This is a genomic window from Clostridium felsineum DSM 794, assembly GCF_002006355.2.
Lineage (GTDB): Bacteria > Bacillota > Clostridia > Clostridiales > Clostridiaceae > Clostridium_S > Clostridium_S felsineum.
Genome location: NZ_CP096980.1, coordinates 3,565,167 through 3,575,869, shown reverse-complemented (window position 1 = coordinate 3,575,869; position 10,703 = coordinate 3,565,167). Strand labels below are relative to the sequence as shown.

Sequence of the window (10,703 nt, the reverse complement as noted above, 5' to 3'; positions counted from 1 at the left end):
ATGAATAAAAAGCTATGTTTGTCTAGGAACAAGAAAATTTGTGGTGTATGTGGAGGAATAGGAGAATATCTTGATATAGATCCTACCATAGTAAGGATTTTGTGGTTGATACTTGTATTTGTTTTTGGTACAGGAATATTAGCATATATAATATGTGCAATAGTAATGCCAAATGATTTATATTAAAATTTATAGAAGATAAAGCGTTTGAAATTTATATATTTTTCTAAATAGATAAATAATTTTATCAAAATATTCGGGTATAGAATAGAATGGTATTAGAAAAAATATATAAGATTTATAAAACGCTTTTTTTATTTTTAGTTGAAATAGTAATAAACGCTGTTGTCTTAAGAATTTAATTAATATATAAATAAAATTTTGAATATTGAGAAAAATCAGTCCCTAAAAAACTATTGATATTTATCAAAAAATAGATATCTTATTTTTTAAATTATCAAAAATAAATATTATTAATTATCATATTAATATGAAAAAAATTACAAATTACATTTTAAAAATTGATATAAAAAAATAGCAAACGTTTTCATAAAATAAATAGTAAACAATAAGCAAATAAAATTAAAAAAATTCTATTTTATGTTGCATATTTTTGATAATTGCATTATTATAATATTATTGTTAGGAAAAAACGAAATACATAGTACATAAGATTTGAAAGGGGATTAAAAATGGAAAGAATAGACAAGATGTTTGGTGAAAATGTATTTAATGATGCTGTTATGAAGGAACGTCTTACAAAACCAACATATAAAGCTTTAAAGAATACTATAGATAAAGGTGAGCCATTAGATGTGTCCATTGCTGATGAAATAGCAAAAGTAATGAAAGAATGGGCAATAGAAAAAGGAGCTACACACTTCACTCATTGGTTCCAACCATTGACAGGTTTAACTGCAGAAAAACATGATGCTTTCATAGACCCAGAAGGTCCAGGAAAAGTAATCCTTAAGTTCTCAGGTAAAGAATTAATCAAAGGAGAACCAGATGCATCTTCTTTCCCTTCAGGAGGACTTAGAGCTACTTGCAGCGCTAGAGGATACACTATATGGGATTGTACTTCACCAGCGTTTGTAAAAGATAATACACTTTGCATTCCTACAGTATTTTGTTCATATACAGGAGAAGTATTAGATACAAAAGGACCTCTTCTTCGTTCTGTTGATGCTTTATCAAAAGAGGCTATACGTGTTTTAAGATGTCTTGGTAATACTACTTCCCAAAAAGTTTTCCCTAATGTTGGACCTGAGCAGGAGTATTTTATAGTTGACAAAAAATCTTATGATGAAAGAGAAGATCTTATATTTACAGGAAGAACATTATTTGGAGCACCATCTCCAAAGGGACAAGAATTAGATGATCACTATTTTGGTGTTCTTAAAGAGAGAGTATCAGCTTTCATGAAAGATGTTGATAAAGAGTTATGGGCACTTGGAATAACAGCTAAAACAAAGCACAATGAAGTTGCTCCAGCTCAACATGAAATTGCTACTATATATACAAGTGGAAATTTAGCAACAGATAATAACCAACTTGTAATGGAAGTTTTAAAGAAAATTGCATTAAGACATGGTCTTGTTTGCTTACTTCATGAAAAACCATTTGCAGGAATTAATGGTTCTGGAAAACACAATAACTGGTCAATGGGTACAGATGATGGACTTAATTTGCTTGATCCAACTGATACACCTCACAGTAATAAACAATTTCTATTATTCTTCACAGCAACTATAAAAGCTGTTGATAAATATTCTGATTTACTTAGATTTTCTGCTTCAAATGCAGGAAATGATCATCGTTTAGGTGCAAATGAAGCGCCACCAGCAATAATATCAGTATTTGTTGGGGATCAACTTGAAGATATCCTTGAACAATTAGAAAAAGGATCTGCGACAAGCACTAAGGGAAATTCAAAATTAGATTTAGCTATTTCAACAATTCCAACTGTAGAGAAGGATGCAACTGATAGAAATAGAACATCACCATTTGCATTTACAGGAAATAAGTTTGAATTTAGAATGCCGCCTTCTTCAAAATCTGTAGCAGAACCTAATACTGTTCTAAATGCAATAGTAGCAGATGTTTTATCTGAAATAGCAGATAGACTTGAAAAGGCAAGTAATGTAGATGCAGAAGTTGAAAAAATTCTTACAGAGATAGTTAAAGAGCACAAAAAGGTTGTATTTAATGGAAATGGATACGCTGATGCATGGGTTGAAGAAGCAGAAAAAAGAGGTCTTCCAAATATAAAAACAACTGTAGAAGCAACAAAAGCATTAATAGCAGATAAAAATGTTTCTGTATTTGAGAAATTCGGAATTTTAACTAAGGAAGAATTGGAATCACGTTATGAAGTTGCTCTTGAAAATTATGCAAAAGCTATAAATATAGAAGCATTGACAATGATAGACATGGCTTCAAAGAAAATTGTACCAGCAGTTATAAAATATACAGCTGAGTTAGCAAATTCATTGAATGCTATAAAGGCAGCAGTTCCATCAGCAGATGTTACAACTGAAAGTGAACTTATAACTAAAATTTCAGGACTTACAGCTAAGCTAAATATTTCTCTTCGTGAATTAAAAGCATCAACTGAAAAGGCAGCAGCTACTACTGATGCTTATGATCAAGCTTATGCTTATAAATTTGATGTATTCGAAAAAATGTCAGATTTAAGAGAAGCAGCAGATGCTCTTGAAGTATTAGTTGATAAGAAAGCATGGCCTTTCCCAACTTATTCAGATTTATTATTTAATGTGTAGACAATCCTAAACTTGTAAATTCATATATAGTCACCCTAAAATAGTTTAATTATTCTAGGGTGACTTTTTATTTGAAAAAATTATGATAATATATAAAAGTATAAGAAATATATTATAATGGAGGATTTTATGAAAGGTGCAATTATTTATTTTTCAGGTACAGGAAATACTCTTAATGTAGTGAATTTAGTAGTTAAAGAGTTTGGGGAGAAAAATATAGAATGTGATAAGATAGATATTTCAAAAGATAACACAGTATCTAAGGACTATGATTTTTATGTTTTTGCTTCAGTTATACATGTGTATGTTTTCCCTGAAATATTTACTAATTGGCTTAAGAAGAATGCGCCAATAGTAGATAATAAAAGGTGTATTGTATTATCAGTCCAAGCAGCATATATTGGGTATGGCGGAAGACAGGTTACAAAAATGCTTTCGAGTAAAGGGTACGATGTAATGGTTGTAAGATCTATACCTATGCCGAATAATTATTATTTTAATAGCTTTTTCAAAGAAACACCTGAACAAAGAAAAAAAGAAATGAAAGAAGAGGCAATTCTTGAGGTTCGAAATATAGTTAATAAATTTTTAAAGGATGAAGGTTATATAGAAAAGCAATCATATATAATAACAACTATATCTAAAGCCGTATATCCCATTGCATTAAGGCATTTTAATAGGTGGGCAAGAAAAAAGCTGACAGTTGATTATACTAGGTGTACAAAGTGTAAAAAATGTGAAAAAGAGTGTCCAACAAACAATATAATTTTTCAGGAAAATATAAAATTTAAAGATAAATGTATTTCTTGTTTAAGATGTGTACATAAGTGTCCTGTAAATGCATTTTTGTATAATAATAAGCATTTTAATCAAATGTAAAAAATAATGGTGCTTTTTTTAAGCACCATTATTTTATATTGTTTTTTTCTTCTTCTTCTTTATGTATACTACAATTCTATACAATATGAATATAATTATAATCCCAGCTATTAAATAGTCTGCTATATGAAAATAAGAGCGAATAGTAACCCAATTTTTGCCCATAACAAATCCAGCATAAACTAAAATAGTACTCCAAATAGCAGAACCTATAAAAGTATAAAAGGTAAACTTGAAAAAATTCATCTTTGCAATTCCAGCAGGGAGTGAAATGAAAGTTCTTATTATAGGTAAAAGTCTTGATAAAAAGATTATTTTGTCTCCATATTTATCAAAAACAGCTTCACTTTTTTGTATTTTTTCTTTTGATAGGTGAAGTTTTGAGGCATATTTATAAACGAGAATTCGTCCGCCCTTAGCTCCTATAGCATAAGCTAGAATAGATCCTACTGTTCCGCCTATAGTTGCAAATATAACTACTAAAATTAAGTTTAATTTTTGTCCAGCCGGTGCACTGCTTGAACTTAAAAATCCTCCAAAAGGAAGTACTACTTCACTTGGAATTGGTATACAAGCACTTTCAAATAACATCCCAAAGAATGTTCCGGTGTAGCCTAATTTTCCTAATAGAATAATTATAATGTCGATAATGTGTTCAACCAATATTATCACTACTTTCGATATTTTTATTTAAAATATATTAAAATTATATCATATAATGGGTTATACTAAAATTAAATTATTGTAAACTACATTTTTAAAGGTAAGCTGTATTGACAAATAAAAACCAAAGTGTTAATATAGGCACAGAATAAAATAACCTTTAATTATGGTCCTGTGAGGCCAGGAAGGTACTGGAAACTAGTAATAGGTGTATTATACCTTCCTTTAAGTGAGGAAGGTTTTTTGTTTTGTAAAAATTACCTTTAAATTTAGTTCGGAGAAACTAAGAAGGGGGTTTAACTATGTTAAAAGGTAGAAGTTTAATTGATCCAATGGATTTTACTGTGGAGGAACTGGAAGAAATATTTAAGCTTGCAGATGATATAATAGCAAATCCAAAGGAATATATGCATGCAGCAGAAGGAAAGATACTTGCCACTCTATTTTATGAACCTAGTACAAGAACAAGGTTTAGTTTTGAAACAGCAATGTTAAGGCTTGGAGGTCAAGTTGTTGGTTTCTCAGAACCAAATTCGAGTTCTGTGTCAAAAGGTGAAACTATTGCAGATACAATAAGAATAGTTTCTTGTTATGCAGACATTGCAGCAATGAGACACCCAAAGGAGGGTGCGCCAAAGGTTGCTTCAATGTATTCAACAATTCCAGTAATAAATGCAGGTGATGGTGGACATCAACATCCAACTCAAACCTTAACAGATCTTTTAACTATGAGAAGAACAAAGAAAAGACTTTCAAATTTAACAATAGGTATGTGTGGAGATTTGAAATTTGGAAGAACAGTCCATTCTCTTATAAAAGCAATGTTTAGATATGATAACAATAAAATAATTTTGATTTCTCCGGATGAGCTTAAAGTTCCTGAATACATAAAAAAGGAAATACTTGATAAAAATAATGTGGAATATAAAGAAGCTAAAAGAATTGAAGATGTAATAGATGAGTTAGATGTACTTTATATGACTAGAGTACAAAAAGAAAGATTTTTCAATGAAGAAGATTATATAAGACTTAAAGATAGCTATATACTAAATGAAAATAAATTGAAAAGTGCAAAGGATGATATGATAATACTTCATCCGCTCCCTAGAGTTAATGAGATTTCATACGAAGTGGATAATGATAAGAGAGCATATTATTTCAAACAAGCTAAAAATGGAATGTATGTTAGAATGGCTCTTATGGCAAAGTTAATGGGGGTGTTATAATGCTTACAATTAATAGTATAAAAAATGGTATAGTTATAGATCACATAAAAGCAGGACATGGAATAAAGATATACAATTATTTAAAGCTTGGTGAAGCAGAATTCCCAACAGCTCTTATAATGAATGCAGTAAGTAAAAAAAATAAGGCCAAAGACATGATAAAAATAGAAAATTTAATGGATTTGGACCTTGCAGTACTTGGTTTTTTAGATCCAAATATAACTGTAAATATAATCGAAGATGAAAAAATAAAGCAAAAGATACAGCTAAAGTTGCCTAAAGAAGTTAAGAATATTATAAGATGTCGTAATCCTAGATGTGTAACTTCAGTTGAAGGATATGTTACTCATAAGTTTAAACTTGTAGATGAAAAAAAAGGTGAATACAAGTGTGAATATTGTGATGAAATATACAAAGGAATAAAGGATTTAGAAATTTAATTTAAAGTGGGGAAAAGATATGATTATAGATAGATTATTTGATAGTGTAAACAAGAATGGTCATGTTTGTCTTGGACTAGATACAGATTTTACATACCTGCCAGAGGAATTTAGTAAGAAATTTGTGAATATAGAAGATGCTATATTTGGTTTTAATAAGAAGATAATAGATTCAACATTTGATGTGGTTTCATGTTATAAGGTGCAAATAGCGTATTATGAAGCTTATGGATTAAAGGGACTTTTAGCCTACAAAAGAACTCTCGAATATTTGAGAGAAAAAAAGGCTGTTATAATTGCAGATATAAAAAGAGGCGATATAGCAAAAACGGCAGAAATGTATGCAAAAGCACATTTTGAAGGCGATTTTGAATCAGATTTTGTTACTTTAAATCCTTATATGGGGTTAGATGGAATAGAGCCATATATGCCATACCTTGAAAAAAAGGAGAAGGGCGTTTTTATTCTTCTTAGAACTTCTAATAAAGGTGCATATGATATTCAGTATATTAAAACAGAAAGAGGCAGTACTGTATATGATGAGGTAGGAGAAAAAATATATGATTTAGGTAAGAAGGTAATAGGAAATAGTGGATATTCATCAATAGGAGCAGTTGTAGGATGTACTCATGTTGAAGAAGGAATTGAAATAAGAAATAAATTTAAAAATATGTTTTTCTTAATACCAGGTTATGGAGCTCAGGGTGGTACAGCAAAAGAAGTAAGCCTTTATTTAAGAGAAGGAAATGGTGGAGTTGTAAATTCTTCAAGAGGTATACTACTTGCATATAAGAAAATAGAGAATGGAGCAAAAATATTTGATCAATGTGCTAGAGAAGCTGCAATAGACATGAGAGATGCTATAAGAAAAAGTTTGGAAGCTTAAGGGGGGAAATTCATGAAAGAAAAATATACTGTAGAAAAAGTGTATGAAAATGTAAAAGTAGAAGAGGGAATATATAAACTCAGTATAAAGGGAAAATTTGAAGTTAAGCCTGGGCAGTTTTACCTTTTAAGAGCATGGGATATAGAACCAACACTTTCTAGACCGATAAGTATACATGATGTAGATGATGAAAAAATATCATTTTTGTATTCTGTAGTAGGACGCGGAACTGAAATATTATCTAAATTAAAAAACGGTGATGAAATAAAAATAACTGGACCCTTAGGCAACGGTTTTGATACTGAAATTATAAGCGGAAAAGTGGCTATAATTTGTGGCGGTATAGGTACAGCACCTATGTTATATTTAGCTAAAACTTTAAAAAATTCTACAGTTGATTTTTATGCTGGTTTTAGAACTAAAAGTACGATTGTGGATAATGTGGAAAAATATGTTAATAAGTTAGAGTTATCCACAGAAGATGGAAGTATTGGACATAAAGGATATGTAACAGATAATTTTAAACCAGAAGAATACGACTATGTTTTGTGCTGCGGACCTGAAATAATGATGTACAAAGTTGTTAGAATGTGTGAAGAAAAAAATGTTCCGGTGTACATTTCTATGGAAAAAAAGATGGCATGTGGAATAGGAGCATGTCTTGTTTGTACTTGTAAAACTAAAAGTGGAAGAAAAAGAACCTGTAAAGAGGGCCCAGTATTTTTAGGAAGTGAGTTGATATTAAATGAGTAATATTAATGTTAATATGTGCGGAATAAATTTTAAAAATCCTGTTATTGCTGCTTCTGGTACTTTTGGATTTGGGGAAGAATATAATGAATATTTTGATGTTTCAAAGCTTGGCGGTATATGTTCAAAAGGTCTCACTTTTAATCCTAAAGAAGGTAATGCAGGGGAAAGAGTTTTTGAAGTTACAGGTGGCATGATGAACAGTGTTGGACTTCAAAATCCAGGAGTTAAAGAATTTATAAAAAATGAGCTTCCTAAAATGAATAATTTTGATACAGTGGCTATTGTTAATTTGGGCGGAAGCTGTGAGGAAGACTACATAAATGGGATGAAACTTTTAGAGAATACAAATGCCGAAATGATAGAGCTTAACATATCTTGTCCTAATGTAAAACATGGAGGTATGGCTTTTGGTATAAAATCTGAAGTTGCATATAAAGTTGTTTCAGAGGTAAGAAGTGTTACATCAAAACCTCTTATGGTAAAATTATCACCTAATGCTGAAGATATTGTTGATATGGCTGTGAAATGTGAAAAAGCAGGTGCAGATGCTATATCTCTTGTAAATACTTTTAAAGGTATGGCCATAGATATAAAAAAGAAAAAGCCTGTGTTCAATAATATTAGTGCAGGAGTCTCAGGAAGAGCTATAAAACCAATAGCGTTAAGAATGGTGTATGAGGTGTGTAAAAATGTTACTGTGCCAGTTGTTGGTATGGGGGGGATATACACGGCAGAGGATGCTATAGAATTTATAATGGCAGGAGCAACAGCCATTCAGGTTGGTACAGCAAACTTTATAAAACCTGATGTTTGTCTTGATATAATAGAAGGAATAGAAAAATTTTTGCAGCAAGAAGGAATAGAACATATTAAAAATATACGTGGAATATTATAGTATTTTGATATAAAGAATAAATGTAAAAATTAAAGATTATAGTATAAAAAGTTTAAAATACTGTGAAGTTATAATAGGCTGCACAGTATTTTAATTTTATACCCTTCAAATAATTGGAGGATGGATAATTACAAGTATTTTTAAAGATATAAGAATATATATAAATAATATAAAACATGTGCTCGATAATATAGTACGACATTTAAAGAGGGGATAAAAATAGCATTGCACTGGCGTGGAAAAAATTGTAGTAAATAGCATTTGCTTTCGCATGCTGCAATTAATGTAAAAATTTTTGGCAAAAGACGTAATAAAACATATTGAAAATATACGAAGAATATTATAATATATAATAGGAATTTAAAATATATTAAAAAAAGCATAAAAATTTCCTACGGTCACGAGATTGAGTAATTATTAGTAGGAGGATTTTAATGGAACAAAAGAAAAAAAGTATGACAATAAAAGAGATTAAAAAGCTGTCAAGACAGCAACTTGAAGCAAATTCTAAAATAGCATACTTAGTGGTATTTGTATATTTTTTTATATTTTTTATATTGAGTTTTATACCGATTATTGGTTCAATAGCGCTATTTGTATTTGGTGGAGCATTACTTTTAGGAATTACCACTTTCTTTTTAAGGCTTGCTAGAGAAGAAAAATTAGAAATTGATTATTTGTTTAGTGGTTTTAAAAAGCTTGGATCCTCATTTTTACTTTATTTTCTTGAGGGGCTATTTATTTTCTTATGGAGTCTTATAACTATAATACCTTCTTTGATTTTATATTTTCTTATGTTTGGCACTGGTGAGAGTATATATAATTATGAAGACAATTATATAATTAAAGTTTTTGGATTATTTGTTGTTTTTATTATTTTGCTAATACCTGCAATAATAGCTGCATATAGATATTCTATGGCTTATTATGTGTTAAGTGATTGTCCAGATATAGGAGCCTACGGAGCTATAGTCGAAAGCAAGAAAATAATGAAGGGTAATAAATTAAAGTTATTTTATTTACAAATAAGTTTTATAGGATGGGGAATATTGAGTTATATTCCGGTATTAATAGTCTTGTTAATATGTTCCAAAGTTTTTGGAATACATGATTCGAATAATTTTATTTTTAAATTTGTTTTAGGATTGACTAGAATAATTAGTTCAATGTTTGTTCTTTCATATATGCAAACAGCTATGGCTAATTTTTATATAGATTTAAAAAGTGGACATGAAGAATAGAAATTAGCTAGATAATGAAAGGCTAAGAAAATACTGTGATGTCAAAATAAGCTTCACAGTATTTTTATTATAATAACTTTAAATCAGGAGGACTTTAATGGAACAAAGGAAGAATTTTAAAAGCAGCGGAGAGTTTAAGCAAATGGCTAGACAGCAGCTTAAAGGAAAATGGGGAAAAGCGGCATTAGTTGTATTTATATATTCAGCTATACTTTTTGTATTTAATTTAATACCGTTTTTTGGAGCTATAGGACGATTTGTAATAGGAGGGGCATTGCTACTTGGTCTTACCGCATATTTTTTAAAGCTCGCCAGAGAAGAAGAATTGAAAATTGACAATTTATTTAGTGGATTTGAAAATTTTGGCTCTTCATTTTTAGTTCATTTATTGATGGGGATATTTACTGCTTTATGGAGTTTGATAGCTATAATACCAGCTATTATTTTGTTTTTGGTAATGTTTGGCTCTGAGTTTAGCTTATATTCTAGTCATTCAAATACTGGAATTAAAGTTTTAGTATTTTTTATTATTCTTGGTGTTCTTTTAATACCTACAATAGTAGCAGTATATAGATATTCTATGGCTTACTATTTGTTAAGTGATCACCCTAATATTGGTGCTTATGAGGCTATAGTTGAGAGTAAAAAGATGATGGATGGCAATAAATTGAAGTTATTTTACTTGCAGTTAACTTTTCTTGCATTAAATATATTATGTGCTTTACCACTTATGGCAGTTGAGTACTATGCTAGAATAAACAATGTAACAGGTATTACTTCTGAGGGAGTTATACTTTTGTGGAAAGTTATAGCATATATAATAATAATGATTGCTTCTTTATTTATTACACCATATATGCATACAGCTACAGCTAATTTTTATATAGAGTTGAAAAATGATAAGCAAGAATAAAATTATATAATTTAAATCTAATAT

At 29.8% G+C, this 10,703-nt stretch carries 11 protein-coding genes; 10 read left to right on the top strand and 1 reads right to left on the bottom strand.

Going from position 1 to position 10,703, the window contains the following annotated elements:
- The 3 genes from CLFE_RS16870 to CLFE_RS16860 all read left to right on the top strand — a co-directional run bounded on the left by CLFE_RS16870 (position 1) and on the right by CLFE_RS16860 (position 3,662).
- Complete coding sequence (locus CLFE_RS16870; protein ID WP_077894828.1) at positions 1–186, top strand: PspC domain-containing protein; 186 nt, start codon at positions 1–3, stop codon at positions 184–186.
- Between the two features lie 506 nt (positions 187–692).
- Positions 693–2,783, top strand: a complete 2,091-nt coding sequence (locus CLFE_RS16865) for a glutamine synthetase III family protein (RefSeq protein ID WP_077894829.1) — start codon at positions 693–695, stop codon at positions 2,781–2,783.
- Positions 2,784–2,912: 129 nt separating this feature from the next.
- Complete coding sequence (locus CLFE_RS16860) at positions 2,913–3,662, top strand: EFR1 family ferrodoxin (RefSeq protein ID WP_077894830.1); 750 nt, start codon at positions 2,913–2,915, stop codon at positions 3,660–3,662.
- Positions 3,663–3,695: 33 nt separating this feature from the next.
- Here CLFE_RS16860 and CLFE_RS16855 read toward each other — a convergent pair whose 3' ends face one another.
- The gene (locus CLFE_RS16855; RefSeq protein WP_077833182.1) at positions 3,696–4,325 is read right to left on the bottom strand and encodes a DedA family protein; all 630 of its coding nucleotides are present in this window, start codon (positions 4,323–4,325) and stop codon (positions 3,696–3,698) included.
- Positions 4,326–4,627: 302 nt separating this feature from the next.
- Here CLFE_RS16855 and pyrB point away from each other — a divergent pair, with 302 nt between their 5' ends.
- From pyrB to CLFE_RS16820, 7 genes are all read left to right on the top strand, one after another.
- The gene (pyrB, locus tag CLFE_RS16850; RefSeq protein WP_077894831.1) at positions 4,628–5,551 is read left to right on the top strand and encodes an aspartate carbamoyltransferase; all 924 of its coding nucleotides are present in this window, start codon (positions 4,628–4,630) and stop codon (positions 5,549–5,551) included.
- Positions 5,551–5,991, top strand: a complete 441-nt coding sequence (locus CLFE_RS16845) for an aspartate carbamoyltransferase regulatory subunit (protein WP_077833184.1) — start codon at positions 5,551–5,553, stop codon at positions 5,989–5,991. The genes pyrB and CLFE_RS16845 overlap by 1 nt, the downstream gene beginning before the upstream one ends.
- A 19-nt stretch (positions 5,992–6,010) precedes the next feature.
- The gene (gene pyrF / locus CLFE_RS16840; RefSeq protein WP_077894832.1) at positions 6,011–6,877 is read left to right on the top strand and encodes an orotidine-5'-phosphate decarboxylase; all 867 of its coding nucleotides are present in this window, start codon (positions 6,011–6,013) and stop codon (positions 6,875–6,877) included.
- A 12-nt stretch (positions 6,878–6,889) separates the two neighbouring features.
- A complete protein-coding gene (locus CLFE_RS16835; RefSeq protein ID WP_077894833.1) occupies positions 6,890–7,630 on the top strand; it encodes a dihydroorotate dehydrogenase electron transfer subunit in 741 nt (246 codons plus the stop codon).
- Positions 7,623–8,525 (top strand): dihydroorotate dehydrogenase, encoded by a 903-nt coding sequence (locus CLFE_RS16830; RefSeq protein WP_077894834.1) that lies wholly within the window; start codon positions 7,623–7,625, stop codon positions 8,523–8,525. The genes CLFE_RS16835 and CLFE_RS16830 overlap by 8 nt, the downstream gene beginning before the upstream one ends.
- 434 nt (positions 8,526–8,959) lie before the next feature.
- Entirely contained in the window at positions 8,960–9,766 is an 807-nt protein-coding gene (locus tag CLFE_RS16825; RefSeq protein ID WP_077833188.1) for a DUF975 family protein, read from the top strand.
- Positions 9,767–9,863: 97 nt separating this feature from the next.
- Complete coding sequence (locus CLFE_RS16820; protein ID WP_077894835.1) at positions 9,864–10,679, top strand: DUF975 family protein; 816 nt, start codon at positions 9,864–9,866, stop codon at positions 10,677–10,679.
- Positions 10,680–10,703: the final 24 nt, after the last annotated feature.